This is a genomic window from Litorivita sp. NS0012-18, assembly GCF_040371945.1.
Taxonomy (GTDB): domain Bacteria; phylum Pseudomonadota; class Alphaproteobacteria; order Rhodobacterales; family Rhodobacteraceae; genus Litorivita.
On the sequence record NZ_BAABWS010000001.1, the window covers coordinates 1,446,269 to 1,467,639 of the forward strand.

17 protein-coding genes and 1 tRNA gene are annotated in these 21,371 nt (G+C 62.6%); 8 read left to right on the forward strand and 10 right to left on the reverse strand.

Translation table 11 applies throughout. The features are described from left to right. Positions 1-85: 85 nt before the first annotated feature. The 4 genes from ABWV64_RS06965 to ABWV64_RS06980 all read left to right on the forward strand — a co-directional run bounded on the left by ABWV64_RS06965 (position 86) and on the right by ABWV64_RS06980 (position 4,180). Positions 86-1,081: a Bug family tripartite tricarboxylate transporter substrate binding protein gene (locus ABWV64_RS06965; RefSeq protein ID WP_353343535.1), complete on the forward strand. Its 996-nt coding sequence runs from the start codon at positions 86-88 to the stop codon at positions 1,079-1,081. Positions 1,082-1,258: 177 nt separating this feature from the next. Beyond that, on the forward strand, positions 1,259-1,843 hold the full coding sequence (locus ABWV64_RS06970) for a tripartite tricarboxylate transporter TctB family protein (RefSeq protein ID WP_353343536.1): 585 nt from the start codon (positions 1,259-1,261) through the stop codon (positions 1,841-1,843). 1 nt (position 1,844) lies between these two features. Continuing rightward, positions 1,845-3,350, forward strand: coding sequence for a tripartite tricarboxylate transporter permease (locus ABWV64_RS06975; RefSeq protein WP_353343537.1), 1,506 nt, complete (start codon positions 1,845-1,847; stop codon positions 3,348-3,350). After that, complete coding sequence (locus ABWV64_RS06980; RefSeq protein ID WP_353343538.1) at positions 3,347-4,180, forward strand: shikimate dehydrogenase family protein; 834 nt, start codon at positions 3,347-3,349, stop codon at positions 4,178-4,180. The genes ABWV64_RS06975 and ABWV64_RS06980 overlap by 4 nt, the downstream gene beginning before the upstream one ends. A 38-nt stretch (positions 4,181-4,218) precedes the next feature. On the opposite strand, the gene ABWV64_RS06985 is transcribed toward ABWV64_RS06980, so the two are convergent. Beyond that, a complete protein-coding gene (locus ABWV64_RS06985) occupies positions 4,219-6,603 on the reverse strand; it encodes a putative bifunctional diguanylate cyclase/phosphodiesterase (protein WP_353343539.1) in 2,385 nt (794 codons plus the stop codon). A gap of 467 nt (positions 6,604-7,070) precedes the next feature. Between ABWV64_RS06985 and chrA the strand changes: the two genes are divergently transcribed. Then, a complete protein-coding gene (gene chrA / locus ABWV64_RS06990) occupies positions 7,071-8,378 on the forward strand; it encodes a chromate efflux transporter (RefSeq protein ID WP_353343540.1) in 1,308 nt (435 codons plus the stop codon). Positions 8,379-8,385: 7 nt separating this feature from the next. Here the strand turns inward: chrA and ABWV64_RS06995 are convergent, their stop codons facing one another. After that, positions 8,386-9,120 (reverse strand): sulfotransferase family 2 domain-containing protein, encoded by a 735-nt coding sequence (locus tag ABWV64_RS06995; RefSeq protein ID WP_353343541.1) that lies wholly within the window; start codon positions 9,118-9,120, stop codon positions 8,386-8,388. A gap of 249 nt (positions 9,121-9,369) precedes the next feature. Between ABWV64_RS06995 and ABWV64_RS07000 the strand changes: the two genes are divergently transcribed. From ABWV64_RS07000 to ABWV64_RS07010, 3 genes are read left to right on the forward strand one after another with little or no spacing between them, the layout of a single operon-like run. Beyond that, positions 9,370-10,266 carry a hypothetical protein gene (locus tag ABWV64_RS07000; protein WP_353343542.1) on the forward strand — a complete coding sequence of 299 codons (897 nt, stop codon included), beginning with the start codon at positions 9,370-9,372 and terminating at the stop codon, positions 10,264-10,266. A gap of 7 nt (positions 10,267-10,273) precedes the next feature. Next, complete coding sequence (locus ABWV64_RS07005; RefSeq protein ID WP_353343543.1) at positions 10,274-12,835, forward strand: glycosyltransferase family A protein; 2,562 nt, start codon at positions 10,274-10,276, stop codon at positions 12,833-12,835. Between the two features lie 35 nt (positions 12,836-12,870). Beyond that, positions 12,871-13,740, forward strand: a complete 870-nt coding sequence (locus tag ABWV64_RS07010) for a hypothetical protein (protein ID WP_353343544.1) — start codon at positions 12,871-12,873, stop codon at positions 13,738-13,740. A gap of 49 nt (positions 13,741-13,789) precedes the next feature. Here ABWV64_RS07010 and ABWV64_RS07015 read toward each other — a convergent pair whose 3' ends face one another. The 8 genes from ABWV64_RS07015 to cbiM all read right to left on the reverse strand — a co-directional run bounded on the left by ABWV64_RS07015 (position 13,790) and on the right by cbiM (position 21,370). Then, positions 13,790-15,385 carry a glycosyltransferase gene (locus tag ABWV64_RS07015; RefSeq protein ID WP_353343545.1) on the reverse strand — a complete coding sequence of 532 codons (1,596 nt, stop codon included), beginning with the start codon at positions 15,383-15,385 and terminating at the stop codon, positions 13,790-13,792. Beyond that, a complete protein-coding gene (locus ABWV64_RS07020) occupies positions 15,382-17,526 on the reverse strand; it encodes an HAD family hydrolase (protein WP_353343546.1) in 2,145 nt (714 codons plus the stop codon). Before ABWV64_RS07020 ends, ABWV64_RS07015 begins: the two co-directional genes overlap by 4 nt. A 268-nt stretch (positions 17,527-17,794) precedes the next feature. Beyond that, positions 17,795-17,871: transfer RNA gene (locus ABWV64_RS07025), tRNA-Met, on the reverse strand. A gap of 93 nt (positions 17,872-17,964) precedes the next feature. Then, the gene (locus tag ABWV64_RS07030; RefSeq protein ID WP_353343547.1) at positions 17,965-18,519 is read right to left on the reverse strand and encodes a glutathione peroxidase; all 555 of its coding nucleotides are present in this window, start codon (positions 18,517-18,519) and stop codon (positions 17,965-17,967) included. A gap of 107 nt (positions 18,520-18,626) precedes the next feature. Further along, positions 18,627-19,337, reverse strand: a complete 711-nt coding sequence (locus ABWV64_RS07035; protein WP_353343548.1) for an energy-coupling factor ABC transporter ATP-binding protein — start codon at positions 19,335-19,337, stop codon at positions 18,627-18,629. Then, the gene (gene cbiQ / locus ABWV64_RS07040; RefSeq protein ID WP_353343549.1) at positions 19,324-20,100 is read right to left on the reverse strand and encodes a cobalt ECF transporter T component CbiQ; all 777 of its coding nucleotides are present in this window, start codon (positions 20,098-20,100) and stop codon (positions 19,324-19,326) included. The genes ABWV64_RS07035 and cbiQ overlap by 14 nt, the downstream gene beginning before the upstream one ends. Beyond that, on the reverse strand, positions 20,097-20,762 hold the full coding sequence (locus tag ABWV64_RS07045) for a NikL family nickel/cobalt ECF transporter subunit (RefSeq protein WP_353343550.1): 666 nt from the start codon (positions 20,760-20,762) through the stop codon (positions 20,097-20,099). Before ABWV64_RS07045 ends, cbiQ begins: the two co-directional genes overlap by 4 nt. Beyond that, positions 20,759-21,370: a cobalt transporter CbiM gene (gene cbiM, locus ABWV64_RS07050; protein WP_353343551.1), complete on the reverse strand. Its 612-nt coding sequence runs from the start codon at positions 21,368-21,370 to the stop codon at positions 20,759-20,761. Before cbiM ends, ABWV64_RS07045 begins: the two co-directional genes overlap by 4 nt. Between the last annotated feature and the right edge of the window lies 1 nt (position 21,371).

Genomic DNA, 21,371 nt, shown 5'->3' on the forward strand with positions numbered 1-21,371 from the left:
AATTGACCAATCGTTACATTTTAAGGCATCGCTGGCGGGTCCGAGGAGGAAACGCCAGCCCCAGACGCTCAAAGGGAGGAAAGAGATGTCTCGTAAACTGATCAGCGCAATTGTCGCTCTTGGTCTGAGTGCCACCGCAGCCGTGGCCGAATACCCCACCAAAGAAATTCAAGGGATCATCCAATGGGGGGCCGGCGGCTCCACCGATACGGTGATGCGCTCCGTCACGCCCCATGCCGAAAAAATCCTCGGCGGCTCGATCGTGATGCAAAACATGACCGGCGGCGTGGGCGCGATTGCGCTCAACCACGTGGCCAACGGCGATGCCGATGGCTACCAATTGCTGATGGGCGCGGAAAACCCGCTGCTCTACAAAGTCATGGGCCTTGGCGACAAGGACTATAACGATTTCACGCCGATCAACATTCTGGCCCGCGGCACGCCGATCTTGGTCGCCGGTCCCGATGCGCCGTTCAACACCTACCCCGAGATGCTGGAATATATCGCCGCGCACCCCAATGAAGTGCGTTTCGGCTCCACCGGTCCGGGCGGCCTGCCGTCGGTCGTCACGGCGATGATCCGCTCGACCACCGATCTGCCGGTGATCTTTGTGCCCTATGATGGCGACGGCCCCGCGCTGACCGCTTTGCAAGGCGGCGCCATTGACGTGATGCCCGCCGTTTTGGGCGCCTCGGTCGAAGGCATCCGCGCCGGCACCATGAAGCCTCTGGCCCTGTTCGACACCGCCGCCAGCCCCGCGCTGCCCGACGTGCCTGCGATCACCGACACCAACCCCGAGTTCAACGCGATGCTGCCTTGGGGTCCGTTCTTCGGCGTTTTCGTCAAGAAAGGCACGCCGGATGATGTCGTGGCCAAACTCTCGGCCGCCTATGCTGAAGCCTCCAAAGCGCCCGATTTCGTCGAGCTGATGAACGGTCGCGGCTTCACCATGATGGGGATCTCCGGCCAAGAGGCGCAAGACTTCCTCACCGGTTGGCAGCAAACCACCGCATGGCTCATGCAAGACGCAGGTCTGACCAAAAAGTCGCCTGAAGAGTTCGGCATCGAACGCAAGAAATAAGACCGACCGACAAGGGGGCGGGTCCGATCAGGCCCGCCCTTTTTGCAACTATCCCCAGCCCCCCAACATGTGCCACCCTTCGCGCACCGCATTTTGCGGCAAGCGAAGCCCTGCACCCGCAGCCCCGAGGCCGCCCAGCGCATTCGCCCTGATCATTGGCCCAAGGAGACATGCCCCGTGACCCATCCGGAAAATGCCGCCCCCCCTGCCCCGAAATCCGCCGCCGACACCCCAAGCGGCAAGACGCCCAACGCCCCCGAGGCGCACCGCCGCCCGGGCGAGGCCGTCTTTGCCGTGCTCGTCGCGCTGGCCAGCCTCGGCCTGCTCTACAGCGCCTATGGCATTTCCGGTTTCGAAGCGCTCAGCGCGCCGGGCAGCGTGCCGATGGCCACCACGGCGGTGATGAGCATCGCCGCGATTGCCGTCCTGATCCAGACCCTGCGCCGCCCCGCACGCGACGCGGGATCCTTCTTTCGGGTGATCTTGCCGCCCAATGTGATCATCGCGGTTGTCTTGCTGGTGCTCTACGCGCTGGCGCTCAACCCGCTGGGCTTTTTGCCCACATCGGCGGTGTTCTTGATCCTCTCGATCAAGATTCTGGGCCGCCGCACTTGGGGCTTCAGCGCCCTCGTCGGCCTGCTCAGCCTCATCGCCATCTACCTGATTTTCCGCATCGTTTTCACCGTGCTCATGCCCGCTGGCATCGTGCCCGAAGGCGAAATGCTCGCATGGCTTCGCGGCCTGTTCGGCAAAGGAGTTTAACATGTTTGAAGCCCTTCAAGCCTTCCTCACCGTTTTTGCCCAACCCCAGCTCTTGCTGCTCGTCGGCCTTGGCACTTTGGCGGGCGTCTATGTCGGCGCGATCCCCGGATTGTCGGTCACCATGGCCGTGTCGATCCTGATCTCCTTTACCTTCTCTTGGGACGTCTATCCGGCGATCTCGCTGATGATCGGCATCTATATGGGCGGCGTTTACGGCGGCTCGCGCACGGCGATTTTGCTCAACATCCCTGGCGCGCCTTCGGCGATTGCCACGGCGCTTGACGGCTATCCGATGGCAAAGCGCGGCGAAGCGGGCGTGGCCATTGGCGTCACCACCGTCATGTCGTTTTTCGGCGGCCTTCTGGGCATCGGCGTTCTCGCGCTGGCGGCGCCCTTGGTGTCGGATTTCGCGCTGAAATTCCAACCGCGCGACTATATGCTTCTTGCGGTTCTGGGCATTCTTCTTGTCGGCTCGCTGTCGGGCGGCAGCCTGCTCAAGGGCATTTTTGCCGGTGCCTTCGGCATTGCGCTTGGCGCGGTGGGCATGGACCCGCTGACCTTTACCGAGCGCTTTACCTTTGATCTGCAAATCATGCGCGGCGGGGTGAATTTCATCGCCGTGATGATCGGCATGTTCGGCGTCAGCGAGGCGCTCAACCAATTGCACCACGTCAATACCGCCGCCGTAAAACAAAAGATCGGCCGCATTGTGCCCTCGTGGAGCGCGGTGCGCCGTCACCTGCCCTTGTCTTTGCAAACCTCCTCGATCGGGGTGATCATCGGCGCGCTTCCAGGCACCGGCGGGGACATTGCCGCATTGATGGCCTATGACCACGCCAAACGCGTGACCAAAGACCCCGAAGTGCCCTTTGGCGAAGGCGCGATGGAGGGGCTTGTCGCCCCCGAAACCGCCAATAATGCCGCCGTCGGCGGGGCGTTTATTCCGATGATGACCCTCGGCATCCCCGGAGATGCGGTGACCGCGATCATGATCGGCGCGCTCTTCATCCACGGCCTCAACCCCGGTCCGATGTTGATGATCGACCAGCCCGACATGTTCTGGTTCATCGTCGGCGCCTTGGTCACGGCCAATTTCTTCATGCTGCTTTTCGGCCTCACCGGCATCCGGATTTTCACCAAGATCGTTGAAATGCCGCGCGCGGTTTTGATCCCGCTGATCTTGTTGCTGTCGATTGTCGGGGCCTTTGCGGTGAACAATTCGATCACCGATGTCTATTGGATGCTGGGCTTTGGCGTCTTGGGCTACTTCATGCGCTTTTACGGCTATCCGCTCGGGCCGGTGATCCTTGGCGTGATCCTGTCGCGGCTTTTGGATGACAACTGGCGCCGTGCGATCATCTCCGAGCGCGAAGACCTTGGCCGCTTTTTCCACGGTGTGTTCACCAGCCCCGTCTCTTGCGTCCTCTTCATCGCGGTGATCCTCATTTTCGTCAGCCAGACGCCGCTCTGGACCAAGATCAAATCCCGCCTGCGGAGTGCAAAATGAGCGCGACACTGCGACTGGGTTTGATCGGGGATAATATCGCCCGCTCGAAATCGCCGATGCTGCACCGGTTGGCGGGCGAAATCACCGGTCTGGACGTGAGCTATGACCGCTTGATCCCCGCCGACAGGGGGCAAAGCTTTGACGAGGTTTTCGATTGGGCCGCCGCCGAGGGCTATCGCGGCATCAACATCACCTATCCGTATAAAGAGCGCGTCTGTGCCCGCGTTGCGGTGCCTGATCCGTTGGTGCGCGCGATTGGCGCGGTCAATACGGTGGTGTTTACCCAAGACGGCCCCGAAGGCCATAACACCGATTGCACCGGTTTTGTCGCGGCCTACCGCGCGGCGCGCGGCGCGCAAAGCACAGGCACCGTATGTTTGATCGGCACCGGCGGGGTGGGCAAAGCGGTGGCTTTCGGCCTGCTCGCGCTACATGCTCCGGTGATCCGCTTGGTCGATCTGGACGCGGGCAAGGCCGAAGCGCTCGCCGCCGGTTTGCGCGCGGCGGGCAGCGAGAGCCGGATCGAGATATTCACCGATGCCGCCGAGGCGGCGCGCGGCGCCGATGGTCTGATCAACTGCACCCCGATTGGCATGGTCGGCCTTGATGGCACGCCCTTGCCCGCCGCCCATTTGAGCGGGGCCTCATGGGCCTTCGATGCCGTTTATACCCCCGTCGATACGGTGTTTCTCACCGATGCAGGCAAGGCGGGGCTACAGGTGATTTCAGGCTATGAGCTGTTCTTCAACCAAGGCATCGACGCGTGGCACATCTTTAGCCGCGCGCCGGTGGACGCGCAGGCCATGCGCGGCAAGCTGAGCGGCCCCTGACAAAGGGCGCGCGCAAAGCCAGCCCCATGCGCCGCAGGTCAGGCCGCGTCCGATGCCGCCTTGGCGCGGATCACCTCGCTCACCTCCTTGGCGGGCATCGGGCGATGGAACAAGAAGCCTTGGAAATGATCGACCTGCGCCAATTCCAAGGCCTCGGCCTCGGCCGTGTTTTCCACGCCTTCGACCACGACGACCCGCCCGTTGGCCCGCGCAATCGCGCTTAGCGAGACGATCATCGTCAAGCTGGTCGGACGCAAATGACAGTTTTGCACCAAAGAGCGGTCGATCTTGATCACATCGCATTCGATGTCGTCCAGATTGCTCAAACAGGAATAGCCGCTGCCGAAATCATCGATCGCCAGCTTGACGCCCAAAGCGCGCAGACCCGAAATATTCTGCGCCACGCGGGTGTTGCGCGGCAAGAACTGGTCTTCGGTGATCTCCAGCCATAGCCGCTCGGGCGCGCAGCGCTCGGACTTGAGCACCCGCGCCACAAGCGCGCTCAGATCGGGGCGGTCAAACTCGCTGGCCGAGACGTTGACCGAAATTTGCACCTCCCGCGGCCATGCCCGCCCGTCGCGCAGCGCCCGCCGCATCACCCATTCGGTCAAATCGCCGCTGCACCCTTCGGCGGCGGCAATCTCCACCACTTTTTGCGGATTGATCGGCCCAAGCTCCGGATGGGTCCAGCGCAGCAAAGCCTCCACCGCCCAGACGCGGCGATCATCGCCCGAGACAATCGGTTGATAGGCCAGATCCATTGCATCCTCGCTCAGCGCCGCGCGCAAATCGCGCGCAACAATCGCATTGCGCCGATGCGCCGCGCCAAGGGTCTCCTCATAAAAACCGACCTGCGATTTCCAGATTTTCTTTTGGTTCTTGAGCGCGACATCCGCCTCGAATTCAAGCTGCTCGATGGTTTTTGCCCCCAAGGCGCAAGAGGAGGCCCCGATGGTGCATTGCATCTGCAAGGCGCGCCCGTCGAAATCGAACATCCCGCTCAGATGGCGGTGCAACCGCTCGGTCGCGCTGGCGAATTCCTGTGCAGTCTCACAGATATGGAAGATCAGATATTCATCCCCGCCCTTGCGGCACACCACCTTGCAAGGCAGTTCGATCTGCTCCAACCGCTCGGAAATCGCCGTCAAAAGCCGATCGCCCGCACGGTGGCCAAAGCTGTCATTCGTGCGTTTGAGGTTATCGGCGTCAATAAAGCAAAGCCCCAGATGGAACTGCTCCTGCCATGCCAGCCGCTCGGCGATCATCGCCTCGACTTGGCGCAGGAATTCGCGGTGATTGGGCAGGCCGGTCATATTGTCGTGGGTCGCCAAACGATGCGCCTCGGCCAACGCCAGAACCTCTTCGGACACATCCTTGATATAGCCGTTGTAATAGGTGCCGCCACTTTCGCGCAGATCGGCGCGCCGTCCGGCCACCTCCAAAGTGCGCGCGCTTTCGCCCCTCTCGGTGCGGGTGATGCGAAAACAAAACTCTTCGGGCACCTCCCCGTGCAAGCCGAGCAACCCTTCAAGAAGCGCGCGGCAATGGGCCGAAGCCGCCCGATGGCCGGAAGCCTCGATCAGATCGGGAATCGATAGAGTGCCGACCGTCTCAGGCAGTCCCAAAATCCGGTGCACCGGATCGGCAAGGGTGATCAGCTTGAGATCTTCATCCGTTTGCCAGATGCAATTGTCAAAACGGGTCTGGTCATTGCCGATCATCAGATCGAGCAACTCCATCTGGAACTCCGCCTTCAAACGGCGCGAGAATTCTTGCACAAAGGCTTGGTGGTGATGCCCCACCGATACCATGACCACCACAAAGAAAATCAGCGTCACAATCGAGAAAGGCACGACCATCTCCGGCAGGCCGAAAAAGATCGTCGGAGGCACCGCGATGGTCAAAACGCCAATATAGCTCAGCGCCGCCAAGGGCACCGGATAAAGCGCGATGGCCCCGCCCGCCACCATCCCCGCCGTCAGGGCGCTGACAAAGGCGATCTCCTCGCTGGTCCCGCCAAAGGCGATCACCGTCAAAGGATAGCACCAGATCAGCCCCAAGAGCACCGAACTCACAACGATCTTGCCGATGCTGCGCGCACTGGCGCGGGAGTGTTTGCGCTGCGTCTTCTTTCGCGACGGGCGCAACAGCTCTGTGCCCCCGAGGCCGAAAACCAGCAAGCACCACGCCCAATCGGCGCCCGACATCAACCCCAAGCGCAACTCCAAGATGGCAAAGGCGGCGGCGTTGAGCAGATTGGCGATCATCATCACGGGGGTGAGCGAGAAAATCGTGTTGAGCTGGTGATAGCGCAGCAGCGGCAAAAACCCTTCGGAGTGATGCGTCTGCGCGCCGTCACTGAGCATTGCGCGGCGATCCGAGATCGCGCCCAACCTGCGAAAGACCTGATCCAATATGATCAAGAGCCACCAACCTTGTTACCGTTTCACCCCGCAAGAGAATGGTTAGGAAAAGCTAATATTGGGTTAAATTGGGCGAAAACATCAAAAAACATGCATATATGAGGCCCGCGCGGACGGCGCAAAGGGACGCGGCGCGCGCGGCGGACACCCTTGACAAGAGCGCGCGCAATTTGGGATGAACGGCCTATGGGGCCTGCGGCGGCCTCGTGAGGCGCCAGCCAAACCCCGCATCCTGCGACACCTAAACCTAGGGAAGGATGTATTATGGCGTCTCCGACGGAAATCACTCCAAATCAACTCGCCCGTTTGGTCGGCACCCCCGATTGCCCCACGCTCATTAATGTTCGCATCGATGAGGATTTTGCCCAAGATCCCCAGCTTTTGCCCAGCGCGCGGCGCCATGCCGCCCCATCAAACGGCGCGCGGCACTATGCGCCCCCTGCTGCGCACGCGCGCCGGAGCGCCCCGTGAGCGCCGCCGCGCAGACCCGCGCCGCGCCGCCCACCCGCGCCGAGGCCTTCGGGGTTTTCCTCAAAATCGGGCTGTTGTCCTTTGGCGGCCCCGCAGCGCAAATCGCCCTGATGCACCGGATATTGGTCGACGAGCGCGCATGGCTCACCGAACAGCAATTCCTCAACGCGCTGAGCTTTTGCATGTTGCTTCCGGGGCCGGAGGCCATGCAACTGGCGACCTATGCGGGCTGGCGCTTGCACGGGATACGCGGCGGTTTGGTCGCCGGATTGCTGTTTGTCCTGCCAGGGGCGATGGTGATCGCCGCGATTGCCGCGCTCTATATGCACTATGCGCAAATGCCCCTGCTCGGCACGGTGTTTTTGGGCGTGCAGGCGGCGGCAGTCGCCATCGTGCTTGAGGCCCTGCTGCGCGTGGCCAAACGCGCCTTGCGCCAGCGCGCCCATTGGACCATCGCCGCGCTGGCCTTTGTCGGTATTTTCCTCCTCAGCCTGCCTTATCCGCTCATCGTTCTGGCCGCAGGCCTCTATGGCGCGGTGTTTTTGCGCCGCAATGCGGACGCGCAGATGCCGCCCAGCAGCCGCGCCCATAGCCCGCGCTCGGGGACCTCGATGGCGCGCACGGCGGGCACAATTGCGGCCGGATTGGTGATCTGGGCCGCGCCTTTGGTGCTGCTTGCCGCACTGGCGCGCGAGACGATCCTGCCAATGCTGGGGCTGTTTTTCTCCAAACTCGCGGTGGTCACCTTTGGCGGGGCCTATGCCGTTCTGGCCTATATGGCGCAGGACGTGGTCACCGGATTTGGATGGCTGAGCGCGGCGGAAATGATGGATGGCCTCGGATTGGCCGAAACCACACCTGGCCCGTTGATCCTTGTCACGCAATTCGTGGGGATGATGGCGGGGTTTCACGCGGGCGGCACCGCCATGGGTTTTGCGGGCGGCGCGGTGGTGCTGTGGGCGACCTTCGCGCCGTGTTTCTTGTGGATATTCGCGGGGGCGCCCTACATCGAATGGATGGCCGCGCAGCCGCGATTGAACGCCGCGCTACAGGCCATCACCGCCGCCGTTGTCGGCGTGATCTTGAACCTGTCTCTATGGTTCGCTTTGCATGTGCTCTTTGGCGCAGTTACCCGCGAAACCTATGGCCCGCTGACCCTATGGAGCCCCGATCCGGCGACGTTCAGCTTGCCCGCCGCCGCGCTTATCGCGCTTGCGGCGCTCTTGCTGTTGCGGCTGCATCTGGGCGTGGTCTGGACCTTGGTGACTTGCGCGGGGGCCGCGTGGGGGGTCGGGTTATTTTAGCCCCGCCCTAAAGCGCGTAGCCATAGACCGCGAAATCCACGGCGTAGATATCGCGCACCAAGGCGCGCTCTTCCTCGCCGTAATATTCCGCCGTCTTGTCATCGGCCCCCGAGGAATGGTGCTTGCCGAACTGCTGGTAATCCTCGCCTTCGCTATCGCCGAAAAGCTCCAGCTTCAGCTTCAAAAAGTCATGTTTGAAATTCTCGAAATGCCCGATGTAGGAGGTCTCGAACCCAGCCAACCGTCCCGTCAACCGCGCCTGCGTCATATAATGGATGTCACGCTCGCGGTCGGGGCGGCGCGACAGGCGGCGCAGGAATTCGACGAATTGCGGGCGCGCATCGGGTTTGAACCCGAACATCGGCAAATGGCGCTTTCGCTCCCATTCATTGGTCATCAGCTTGTCGAGATAGGCCGACAACACGCGGCTATAGGGGTCGCGGACAAAGCAAAAATGGCGATACCCGCCATCGGGCGAAAACATCGCGTCGATCTCGGCGTCGCTATAGCTGTCGAGCATCCGCAGCGGAGAGGCGCTGCGATCATGCACTTTGCGCGGCTCCATCTCGACGGGCGCACCGGAGGCTTGGTCGATCATGTATTTCTTGATCGAGGTGCAGGCGACCTTGGGCGTTTCATGATACACGATGCGGCGCGCCTCATCGATATTGAGCAGATAATTCATCTTGCCAAAGGCCAGATCAAAGCGATCCGCAAGCTCGTGTTGTTTTTCGGGTGTCATGAAAACCTCTTTTGTAACGCACCAAATACCCTGTGACCCATACCGGCGCAACACAGTCTTGCGCCGCGCCGCGCCAGCGTCAACACCCTTGATGACGCTGCGGGATGGATTGAAATAGCGCGACATTCCCCCTGCCCCGCGCGGGGGCAAAGCGTTAGAAAGCACCTGTTTTCTTTGGCCGATAAGGTTGCTCCGGCCCCTTGGGTCGTTTAACAGTCGCGCCAGACAAGTCGAATTCAGGACCAGCCGATGCCAAAGCCCAAGCCCGCTGCACATGACGATGCCCCGCATTTCGGTGTTCTCGAACAAGCCATACTCGGCGCGGCAGGTTTCGAAGCCTTCCACGAGAGCGCACAATCGCAGGCGCTTTTGGCCGGTATTCTGGACCAAGCGCAAGACGCCGAGGTGGTCTCCTTTGATGTGTTCGACACGGTGCTGTGGCGCGATGGCAAAAGCGAATTGGAGCGGTTTCACGACGTGGCCACGCGGTTTGCCGCGCAGCTTTCGGGCGATGCGGCCCCATCGGCGCGGGCCTGCCTGACGGCGCGGCTGACCTGCGCCTCGCACGCCTATCAACTGTCGGAAATGGTCGAGCACACCACCGAAGGACGGCTCAGCGATATCGCGCTCAATATGATGCACGCGCTGCGTCTTGAGGGCGAGCGCAAGCAATGGGCCGAAAAATGGTGCGAGACCGAGATCGAGATCGAAACCGAACAATTGCGCATCGCGCCCTTTATCGACGATCTGATCGACCGGCTGGTCGATATGGACAAACAGGTGATCTTTGTCTCGGACATGTATCTACAGGCCGATCAGATCCAGACCCTTTTGGAAAACTGCGGCTGCGATATGAGCCGCGTCGCGCATCTGGTCTCGACCGCCGACACGCGGATCAACAAACGCAGCGGCACGATTTTCCCCTATCTGTCCAAGATGATGGATGTCGCCCCCGAGGAATTTTTGCATATGGGCGACAGCCTGACCTCGGATTTCCGCAAACCCATCGAAGCGGGCTGGGCCGCGCGTTACCTGCCGGTGCCGCGCAAAATCTTGCAAGAGCGCCGCGACAGCCATTTCAAAACCATCGAGACGGTCTTCGGCCAGCGCAAGCTGCCTTTGCCCATGTCTGTGCCAACCGTTTGAATAGATTATGACCCAAAAATACACCAATCTCCTCGGGCCTGTTTTCCTTCACTGGATTGCGCAGCTTCACGACAAACTGGCCTTTTTGGCGCAAACCAAGGGGCGCAAGGCGCTCTATTGCACCCGGTCGGGCAAACGCATCGAAGACATGATGACCGCCTATGCGGGCACCGATCTGCCCTTTGACGCAGAGCTTTTCGGCATCTCGCGCATTTCGGCGTGCAAAGCCGGTGCGCCCTATCCCGAGACCTTTGCCACCGCCCATCAGATCACCGCCGAGTCGCTCCAAAACGTGACGCTGGGCGATTTGTGCCGCGCCTATCTGCAATATGAATGGGACGAGAAAAATCCCCATATGGCCACGCTCGGCAAATTGCGCCAACCCTACACCGAGGCCAATTTCCGCAGCCTGATCGCCGCCAATGATCCCGCCTCGACCTTCTTTCGCGAGCGGCTGATCGCCAGCCATGAGGGCCTCAAGACGTGGTTTGAAACCCACCTGAAGGCCAAGGGCGACCGCCATGACAACCAAGGCTATGTCTTGGTGGATTCGGGCTGGAAAGGCTCGATCCAGCGGATGCTCACCCATGCTTTCCCCGAATACGGCTTTGAGGGCATGTATTTTGGCGTCATGGATGACGCACCCATGGCGGGGCGTTACGGCGTGCTTTTCGATGCACCCGCCTATACTCCGGCGCAGCCGCAAACCGTGTTCATCACCCACCGCCATTTGATCGAAACGATCTTGGAGCCCAACGCCCCTTCGGTCGAGGAACTGGTCGGCGGTCCCAATGATGCCCTCGCCCGCGCGCAGCTCAAAGCCGTGCAAGACGAATTGCCCGACGCCGAGCAGGACGCGCTTTATCTGGGCATTCTCGACTATATCCGCAAAAACGCCCATCTGACGCCCGACCAGATTTACATCGACTACCACAAGGCCCTGCCCAAACTGGTGCCGATGCTGGTCACGCCCGACCGGAACGACGCCGTGGCCTTGGCGGGCAAGGACCGGTCGGTCGATTTCGGACGCCAAGGCGATGTGCCGGTGCTGCGCGATGCGGCCAGCAAACAATCGAGCGAGCAGCGCATCCAGCATTCGCTATGGCCGCAGGGCCAGATCGCATTGGAATACGAGACCAAAAAAGCCCGCGCCTTGCAATTGCAGGTCTCCAGCGTCGACGAGAAATCCTCCTTCTTTGCCTCGCATGAAAAGGCCGGACTGTCGCCCAAAGCCGCCGCCGCAGCCAAACGCAAACCCGCAGATTGGGCCGGATCGGTCGCCGTGGTCACCCGCACCAAAAACCGCCCGCTGCTCTTCAAACGCGCGGCGCAATCGGTGGCCAAACAGACGTGGAAAAACCTGCAATGGGTCGTGGTCAATGATGGCGGCGAAACCGAATCCGTGCATGAGATCATCGCCCGCAGCGGCGTCGACCCCACCCGCATCACCGTGATCACCAACCCCGAAAGTGTCGGGATGGAAGCCGCCTCCAACATGGGCGTGCGCGCCGTCGATACCGAATTTGTGGTGATCCACGACGACGACGACCAATGGGAGCCGGATTTCCTGCGCGAGAGCGTCGAGTTCTTGCAAGCCCCGCGCGCCGCTGCGGCCAATTTCGAAGGCGTGCTGTCGCGCGCATGGCGGGTCTCCGAGCAGATCAAGAATGACGAGGTCATCATCCACAAATCCGAACCCTATATGCCATGGGTTTCGGAGGTCTCCTTGACCCAAATGGCGGTGGGCAATTTCTTTGCCCCGATCAGCTTCCTCTATCGCCGCTGGGTCTATGACGAGGTCGGCGGCTATGACGAAAGCCTGCCGGTTTTGGGCGATTGGCGCTTCAACCTCGATTTCCTGATGAAGGCCAATATCGGCTTTCTGGACGCCTACCTGTCGCACTACCACCACCGCGATATGGGCGACAGCACCCGCGACGGCGTCTATGCCAATTCGATCACCGGCGGGCGCAGCCTGCACGGGCAATATTTCTCGGTGGTCACCAATGCCATCATGCGCGACCCCGATGTGCCCGACGGGTTGCGCATCGCCATCGCCAATGCCCATAGCCAGCGCGTGATGGAGCATAATTTCGCCTCGACCCGAGGGGCGGTGCAACATCTGGAAAAACGGCTCGACCATCACATGGGTGTGTCGTGGAACAACCAAAAAGCCATTTTGAAAGAGTTCTACCCCGACACCGCCGCTGGCAAAGACCCCGCGCAGATGCCCGGACCCGCGCCGCAACTGCCGCAGGTCGATATGGACCATATCCAGCGCTCGGTGAAAGCCGCCCTGCCGCGCAGCGCCTCGCCGCGCCGGATCGCGTCGCGCATCCGCTGGACCATGCGGCTGGCCGCCCTGTCGGACCCTGCGCAGCGGCGCAAATACCTGCCCAAGCTGTTGCCGCTGATCCCCAGCCCCGAGGATTTCGACCACATCACCTATCTGCGTCTGTATCCCGAAATCTGGGCCACGCCCTATAACGGCAAGGGGGAATTGCTGCCCTATCACCACTATCTTGTCGAAGGGTTCGAAAAGGGCTTCGAGCGCCCGACGCTGGGCTGACGCGCGTTGCGCTTTGCTAGGACGAGGACATCGCTTTGACCACCTTGATCGTGCATCCCGGCTCGCCCAAAACGGCGACCTCGACGTTGCAACATGTCTTGCGGCTCAACCGCGCGCGGCTGTCGCGGGCGGGGGTGGGGCTGATCTTGCCCGAAGACCTGCGCGGTCACGACTACCTTGGCCTTTATCTGGCCGCCTACCGCGGCCGCCGCGTCGACAACATTGTCCAAGCCACTGCCGATTTTTTCGCGCCCTATCTGGCGCGCTATGATCGGGTGATCTGCTCCGAAGAGACCTTTTGCCACGATTTCATGCCCTCGCGAAAATTCGGGACGGGCGGCATCGACCGCGCCGAGCGTGCCGCCGAAATCCTCTCCAATTGCGGCGCGGCGCAGGTCAAGATCGTGCTCACCATCCGCCCGCAAGCGGCGCTTTTGTCGTCGACCTATGCGCATTTCGTCCACCGCCAACACGAAAGCCGCGATTTCAAAGGCTGGCTGGATGCCGAGGTCGACCTTGGCGCGCTTTTGTGGCAACCCGCCGTGCGCGCCTTTGAGGCCCGTTTCGGCGCGGCTGCGGTCGATGTGGTGCCGATGTCGGCCATCGCAGAGGTCGGGATGGACGGATATATGAGCCGCATTCTGACCAGCTTCGGGCTGGGCGGGTTGACGCTCAAACTGGACACCGAGGAGGTGCACAACCCCTCGCCCTCGATGCGCGCGGTGCAATTGTGCCGCGTGATGAACCGCGAAGTGCTCAACCCGATGCGGGCCGAATTGGTCAATGACGCATTGGTGGATATTTTTCCGGTCGAGGAATTTGGCAAATTCTCGCCGCAAAACTGGACCATGCCCGAGGCTCTGGCGCAAACCTATGCCGAGGATTACGCGGCCGCCTTGGCCTAGCTAGGCGCGTGAGCGCGCCGCTGCCGCGCGCGCCTGCCGAGCTTGCCGCCTAGCCCGCCGACCTGGACCCGCCATAGCGCGCCAGCAATTCATCCACATGTCCGGCCATGGTCGGCATCACCAACTCGCGATCAAAAAAGCCCGCGCGCAGCGCCGGATCGCGCAAAAGCCGGTCAAGCTTGAGCCGCATATCTTGCGCATTTGACGCCTCGAACACAAAACTCTGCGGATCGGCGATCACCTGTTTCGCGCCCACATGGGAGGACACCAAGGACGGCACGCCAAGGCGCGCCAGCTCCACCGTGACCTGATTAAAGGTCTCCCACCAGATCGACGGCACGATGTTCAAATCGATGTTCTGCGCCAGTTCGCACAGTTGATCGCGCCCGTATCCAGGCACGATTTTGACGCTGCGAAAGCGGGTTTCAAGCTGTGCAAGCTGGCGTTTGCGTTGCCCGTCAAACCGCGCCACGATGAGCAGGTCAACCTCTTCGCGGTAAAACGGATCGTCGATCTGCGCCAAGGCGTCGATCAAGAACGGCAAGCCCTTGGAGGGGATATCATAGCCGATAAAGGAGAGCGTCACCCCGTCGCGCCCTAGGGTATCCCCCTGCACGCGCGCGGCCCGCAGCGCCTCGCGCTCCTTGGCACAGATCTCGATATCGATCGGCAAGGCCAAGGTCTCGACCGCCGTGCCCTCGGGCAAAAACCGCAAGGCCGTATCGCGGCACAGGTCCGAGACCGCGAAAATCGCATCCATATGATCGCGCAGCGCCGCGCCATTGGTCTCGCGCCACGCCTTATAGGCCGCGCCGCCCAGCATCGGCGGGTCCAGCGGCAGGATATTGAGCGGTTTGGTCTTCGCGCTTGGCCGCCATGACTGGCGCTGGCCCGCTTCGGTTTTCGGGCGCAGGTGCCAATGGCGAAACCGCGTGCGCGCCCCGTGGACCAGATCGCGCGCCAGATTGCGCAGCGCGCGGGCGTAGGATTTGCTGCCCGAATAGACATCGAACAAAAACCCGCCCAAGGGATGACCGGCCAAACCGCGCCCCTTGATCGCGCCGCCCACGCGGTCAAAGGCGATCAGATCGCCCATGCGCCGCTCGTGCCCCAAACAGCCCACACAGCGCGTGCCATCGCGGTAATCCGTGCAGGGCAGCCGTTGATCATAGAGCAGCTCGATCTGCGGGCACAGCGGCATATAGTTATGAAATGTATAGAACATCCGCCGCGCGCCCGCGTCCTTGGGCAAGCTCAAAACCCCCGCGCCGATGCCTTCGAGGTTGTGGATATGGAAGGCATCAAAAGGGCCATGCGCGGCAAGAAATTCGCCCACAAGCCGCGGCGTGACGGGATCGGCGAGCCATTGATCCACCGCATAAAATGCATCATGCGCGGGGGCTTTGATCGGTGAATTGATCACGGCAAAGCTCTTGATCCGCGGATCGTCATAGACATTGCCCGTCGCCTCGATGCGCGGTTTGCGATCGAAAAACCCGTAACGCTCGCCCGAAGAAAGGAAGTAGATCTCGACCCCCTCGCGGGTCAGCAATTCGTCAATCACATTGCGCAGATAGGTCGTGACCCCGCCGCCCGCCATCACCGGATTGTCAAAGGGCGCCCAGTTGTAAATCAGGATTTTCATCGGGTGATCAAACCTATCATGCGATTGAAAAGAGGGGTCAAAAGACCCAAACGGCTGGCGGCCAGACTGCCTTGGATCCACCTGTCCTCGGCCATCAGGCGCGTCAGATCACGGCGCAGCCGCCACAGGCGCAGCCGCCCGATAAGCCCGCTTTCAACCACCTCGGACAGGCCCGCATGATGGGTCAACGCGCCAAGCCGCGCCACATCGGCCCGTGTGGGCGCGCCAAAGCGGGCGACAAGCGCCTCGGCCAAAGCCGCGCGCGCGCCCTTTTGCGGCAGCGGCGACAGGCGCATCAATGCCCCGATCTCGCGCGCCTGATCCAATATGACCTCGGCGTCTGCCGCCTCTTCGTGTGCATTGGGCGGGGCAAAGACCGGCGCAAGCGCGCCGCTCTCTTGGGGCGCATAATCGCGCAGGCTGCCGCGGCGGCGATCCACGGCAAAAGGCTCCAGCCACGCGAAATTCAACGACAGCGCCCGCGCGCGCCATGTGCTTTGGTCGATCACCGCAGGCGGCAGCATCTGCGCGCGCGGATGCATCCGGTCCAGATTGCCCGCATAGTAGCGATTGCCCGCAAAGATCATCAAGCTGAGCCGCGCCGAGGCGCCCTGATCGGCGCCTTGCTCCGCCCGCTCGCGCGCATGGATATGCGCGCTCAGCGATTTGAGAACCGTGCCCGAATAGCCGATATCGACCAGCAAAATCCGCAGATCAGGCTGGAAAACCCCCTGCTGCTCCAGATAGAGCGCCGCGCGGTCTTGCTTGGCCGCCAAAGCCGCCGCCAGCGCGGATTTGAGCGCGGGCGTCGCCATCGCGGCCTCCAGCGTCATATCCTCCGCGCCCTGCCCGTGCATCTGCGGCAGATCCTGCGCCGTCAGCGCAAAGGCGCGCATAACTTGGGTCAGGCTGGCCGCCTCGCCTTGCAACCATTGGGTTTGATCGCGCAGATAACCCTCCCATTCGGGATCATCGGGCGCGGGCAGGGCCAAAAGCGCGCCGCTGCGGCGGCTGAGCGCCAATTCGCCCATCGTCGGCAGGTCCAGATGCGCCGCCGCACCGCTTTGCCGCGCCGCCTCTTCGAGCAGCGGGCGGAAGATCGTGCCGTCACGGGTCAAGAAGAGCACCCGATCATAGCGCCCGCGCACCGCTTCGGCCCAAACCTCATGGGCAAAGCCAAGGAAATTGGCGGCAACAAGCCGCGTCAAACGGTCGGTTTGCCCGCCATGGGACGCTTGCGGCCCATTCTCCACCGCGCGCAAAAACCCGCGCGCCGCGCCGCGCCGCGCATGAACGCGGTGGCGCGCGAGCCGCTCCAGCGCATCCTTGCGCTCTTCGTTGCGGCGGTTGAAATAATGCAGCGCGTCCCAGCCGTGGGCGCGCGGCTGCGCCACATCATTGGTCCAATTGTCACCCAGATGCAGGCGCGGCCAATCGCGCGATCCCAGCGTCTCATCGACATGATCAAAGAGCAGACCGCTGTGTTTGGTCACCCCGACGCTGGCCGAAACAAAGATATGGTCGAACAGGTCCAGCAGGTCCAGATCGGCCAAAAGCCTGCGCAGCCAAGCCTCGCAGAAATACATATCCGAGACCAAAATCACCGTCTTGCCCTGCGCGCGCAGCGCGCGCGCGAAATCGCGCATCGCCGGATCGACCACCAAGGCGCGGCGCTCTGTCTCGATCTCATAGGCGATCAAAGCCTCGACCGCGCGGGCGCGGGCGCGCGCATCGCCGATATAGGGCGCCAGCGCCGAGGCGAAAACCTCGGCCAGATCGACCTCGTTGCGATAGGCGGTTTTCGACGCCATGCCTGCGCGTTTCACCGCCTCTTGATGCGCCCCGCGCGCATGCAGCAACAGGCCGCGCGGCAAGGGGCCGTCATCGCCGGTCAAAGCTGTATCGGCAAATTCGGCGGTCTTGCGATGCACATCCTCAAGGGCGATCTTGCGCCACACCAGCGTGTCGAACAGATCAAAGCTGACCATCCGGTAGGGCGCGGCGATCTGCGCCAGATCATCGGGGTGGGTGAAGTTGTTGGCGTCCTTGGACAGATGCGCAAATTTGCGCTTGGCGATCAGCCGCGCGGCCCTTTTGGGGGCAATCGAAACCGCGATCTGCATCCATTGAGAAGCCAGCACTTTTCGGCCTTTCGTGCCAGTAAACCAATCACCCTGTCGGCGCTTGATAGACCGCGCCAAAGCAGGGCGTCAAGCGCAGCAGCCCGCGCCAAAGCGCCGCTCGGCAAGGGTCTTGCGACCTGCCCTGAGGACGCGCCTGCCTGCGCCAGACTAGGGCCATTGCCGCGCCTTGGCAAATTGCGCGCCGCCGCCCTTAGCGCGCCGCGGATCATGGCGCAAAGCGCCCCGCCCGTCAGGGCATAGATCACCAAAACTCGGGAGGTCGGTTTGGTAGCGGAGGAGGGACTTGAACCCCCGACACGCGGATTATGATTCCGCTGCTCTAACCAACTGAGCTACTCCGCCAAAACCGATGCGGTAGGTATGCCAAGGATGCCAACCCGTCAAGCCCGAAAGCCGCAGAATTTTGAACTAATCAAACCGCCCGCTTGCGGGGGCTTATTTTGCGTCCAGCAAGGCCGTGATGCGATCGGTGATCTGGCGCGATTGCGGTTTGGCCGCAGAGCCGAAAACATCGGCCACGCGGCCTTCGCCGTCGAGCAGGACCTTGTTGAAATTCCACGTCGGCTCGAAGCCTGCGGTGGTTTTGAGCCATGCGTAGAAGGGATGCGCCTGCGGGCCGCGCACAGGGGTCAGCGTGGTCATCGGCAGGTCCAGACCAAAGGTCAGCTCGCAAAAGGCCTTGACCTCGGCATCGCTGCCAAGCTCTTGGCGAAAATCGCCCGAGGGCACCGCCAGAACCGTCAGGCCGCGCGCGCGGTAGCGGTCATAAAGCGCCTGAAGCCCGCTATATTGTTTGGTGTAGCCGCAACGCGAGGCGGTATTGACCACCAAAACCGGTCCGCCGCGATAGGCGCTCAAGCGCAAGACCCCGCCGTCGATGGAGGCAAATTCGAAATCCGGCACCGGCTCGGCGGCGCCAGCGCGCGGCGCCCCGAGGGCCAAGGCGGCGGCGCCCGTCACAATCGCGCGGCGGCGGGAAACTCTATGCATCACATGACCTCGGATGACCGTTGTTGATCGCTCATGGCGGGCCATATAGCACCGCGCGCCGCCTCGTCCAGAGCGCAGCTCTTCAAAGCGCGCCTCATCCAGAGCGCCTAGCCCCGATCCGCGCCCGCATCCGCGCCGCCCGCATGACGGCAGGCGGGGGCGCTTGGCGCGGCCTCGCCAAGGACCCCGCCGCGCAGCACAAGGCTGCGGGTTGCGATCTTGCGGCGAAAATGCGGATCATGGCTGACCAGAACCATAGCTTGGGGCAAGGATTGCAAAATCTCCACCAGCCGCGCCTCGTTTTCCTCGTCCAGAGCATTGGTCGGCTCGTCCAGCAGCAAGGCCGCAGGCGACATCGCCAGAACCGCCGCGAGGCTGACCAACCGCTTTTCCCCGCCCGACAGTTTATGGGTGATCCGGTCGCGTAGATACATCAGATCGAGCAGGGACAACACGCTGTCGACCTGCGCCATGGCCTCGTCGCGGCTTTGGCCGAGGTTGAGCGGGCCAAAGGCCACATCCTCGGCCACGGTGGGGCAAAACAACTGGTCATCGGGGTCTTGGAACACCAATCCGGCGCGGCGGCGGACCTCGTGGAAATCGGCCTCGCGGCGGCGCGGGCGATCAAAGGCGATGACCTCGCCCGAGGCGGGGCGCAGCAACCCGACCATCAGCCGCAAAAGCGTCGATTTGCCCGCGCCGTTGTGGCCGTTGATCGCCAGCCGCTCGCCTTCGCGCAATTGAAACGACGCGCCCGACAGGACCGGCGCGCGGCCCGCATAGGCGAAATGCACATCGCGCAGGTCAAACAAACACATCGGCCACCTCGATCGCGATCAATGCCGCCAGAGCGGCGGCAAACAGCGCGGCAAACTGCCAATCGCTCCGCCCCATGCGAAACCGCTCCAGCAGCGGAATACGCCCCGTAAAGCCACGGCATTTCATCGCGCCGAGGATACGTTCGGAGCGTTCAATCGCCCGCACCAGCATCATCCCCACCAGATAGCCATAGCTGCGATAGCTGTGCCAATTGCTGCGCGGGCGAAACCCGCGCGCGCGCATCGCGCCGCGCATACGGGCGTATTCCTCGCCCAGAACCTCGATATAGCGCACGGTGAACATCATCAGTTGCACCAAGCGTTCGGGGCAGCGCAGCGCATGCAGCGCGTGGCCCAAGGTCACCGCCTCCATTGTGCCCAAAAGCGCCAGCATCGCCAGAACCACCGCATTGGCGGTCAACGCAATCTGCGCCGCATGCTGCGCCCCCTCGACGCTGGCCGTCCAGCCGAAAACCGTAAAAAGCGGCGTGCCAGGTGTGGTGAAGGGCAACATCGCCAAGAGCGCAAAGATGAACATATCCATCGCCGCCATCCGGCGCAGGGTCGCGCCCACCGGCAAATGCGCCATCGCCATCAGCGCCAAAGCCATGCCCAGCGCCGCGATCAGCGCGGCAAAGCCCGACAAAGCCACGGTCACCACCGCAAAAGCCGATGCCATCACCACCCGCGCGCGCGGGTCCACCGCGCCCAATCTTGCGCGCGGGGCCGCATGGGCGGGGGCAAGAGCGGCCAGAAGGCTCATGCGTCCTGCCCCAGCTTGCGCCGCGCCGCGATATAGAACCCCAGCCCGAAAAGCCCCGCGATATAGCCGATCCCGCCAAGGATATCTTGCATGCTGCGCACCTCTTTGAGGGCGGCGACCTCGCGTTTGAGCGGGCGCAACTCGTCTTGCAAAAGCTGCGAGAGCGCGGCGCGATCCGCGCCTGCCAAAGCCGCAGCGCCGCCCGAGGCGCCCGCCCCTTGCTGCCACGCCAGACCGGCGCCAGAGGCATCCGCCCCGCCGCCGCCCGCCGCTGCCAGCGGCGCAGGCGCAGACCCCTCGCGCAGGCCCCGCGGCAGGTCTTCGATCTCGACACGCGCATTCACCACATGGCCCGCGCCCAGATCCGCGTGAAACACATGCGCCACGGCGCGGGTGGGCGTGAAGGTAAAGAAGCCTTCGGCGTCGGTCACCACCTCGCCCAAGGGCGCGCCATCACCTGCGCGCACATAGATCACCGTATCGGCGGCAAAGACCCCGTTGGAAAACCCGATCTCGCCTTCAAGCCGCGCGCCCGCCGCATAGATCGAGGCGATAACCTTATGGGCCGAGACAGGCGCCGCCATCGCGCAAAGCAGCAGCGCCGACAATATCCATCGGCGCGCGCCACGCTTGCCCGCGCCCGACCTGCGGGCGGCGCTCATGCCCAAGCCTCCGGCGCGAAAAGCTCGGGTTTGACTTGCCGCGCCAGCATCACCGCCGCACCGGTCAACAGCGCCTCGATCACCATGACCGGCAGATGCGCAACGATCACCAATTTCGCCGCAGGCACAAAGGCATCCCCCGTCAGCGCCAAGGCAAAGGCCACCAAAAGCCCCGTCAAAGCCAAAGAGGCCCCGCCCGCAAATCCGCCCCAGATCGCGGCGCGCGACGGGGCGCTTGCACGGATCATCGGGGTGCACAGGTAATGCATCACCACGGCGGGCGCCGCGATCAAAACCGTATTGACCCCGAGCACCGTCAAACCGCCAAAGCCGAAAAACACCGCCTGCAGCAACAGCGCCACAAACAGCGCCGGAAAAGCCGCCCAGCCCAGCACCAGCCCCGCCATCCCGTTGAGGATCAAATGCACCGAAGACGGCCCCACCGGCACATGAATGAGCGAGGCGACAAAGAAACAGGCGCTCAAAACCCCCGCCGCCGGAATACGCTCCACCGGCAGGCGTTTGAGCCCCATCGCAATGCCCCCCGCCGCCACAAAGGCACCGCCGATCACCACCGGATTGGACAATGCGCCGTCAACAATATGCATG

What these genes read in the sequence shown, in the direction of transcription:
- ABWV64_RS06965 (WP_353343535.1), top strand. Translation starts at nt 86, where the DNA reads ATGTCTCGTAAACTGATCAGCGCAATTGTCGCTCTTGGTCTGAGTGCC.
- ABWV64_RS06975 (WP_353343537.1), top strand. Translation starts at nt 1,845, where the DNA reads ATGTTTGAAGCCCTTCAAGCCTTCCTCACCGTTTTTGCCCAACCCCAG.
- ABWV64_RS06980 (WP_353343538.1), top strand. Translation starts at nt 3,347, where the DNA reads ATGAGCGCGACACTGCGACTGGGTTTGATCGGGGATAATATCGCCCGC.
- ABWV64_RS06995 (WP_353343541.1), bottom strand. Translation starts at nt 9,120, where the DNA reads ATGACACCCGAAAAACAACACGAGCTTGCGGATCGCTTTGATCTGGCC.
- ABWV64_RS07000 (WP_353343542.1), top strand. Translation starts at nt 9,370, where the DNA reads ATGCCAAAGCCCAAGCCCGCTGCACATGACGATGCCCCGCATTTCGGT.
- ABWV64_RS07005 (WP_353343543.1), top strand. Translation starts at nt 10,274, where the DNA reads ATGACCCAAAAATACACCAATCTCCTCGGGCCTGTTTTCCTTCACTGG.
- ABWV64_RS07015 (WP_353343545.1), bottom strand. Translation starts at nt 15,385, where the DNA reads ATGAAAATCCTGATTTACAACTGGGCGCCCTTTGACAATCCGGTGATG.
- ABWV64_RS07030 (WP_353343547.1), bottom strand. Translation starts at nt 18,519, where the DNA reads ATGCATAGAGTTTCCCGCCGCCGCGCGATTGTGACGGGCGCCGCCGCC.
- ABWV64_RS07035 (WP_353343548.1), bottom strand. Translation starts at nt 19,337, where the DNA reads ATGTGTTTGTTTGACCTGCGCGATGTGCATTTCGCCTATGCGGGCCGC.
- cbiQ (WP_353343549.1), bottom strand. Translation starts at nt 20,100, where the DNA reads ATGAGCCTTCTGGCCGCTCTTGCCCCCGCCCATGCGGCCCCGCGCGCA.
- ABWV64_RS07045 (WP_353343550.1), bottom strand. Translation starts at nt 20,762, where the DNA reads ATGAGCGCCGCCCGCAGGTCGGGCGCGGGCAAGCGTGGCGCGCGCCGA.
- cbiM (WP_353343551.1), bottom strand. Translation starts at nt 21,370, where the DNA reads ATGCATATTGTTGACGGCGCATTGTCCAATCCGGTGGTGATCGGCGGT.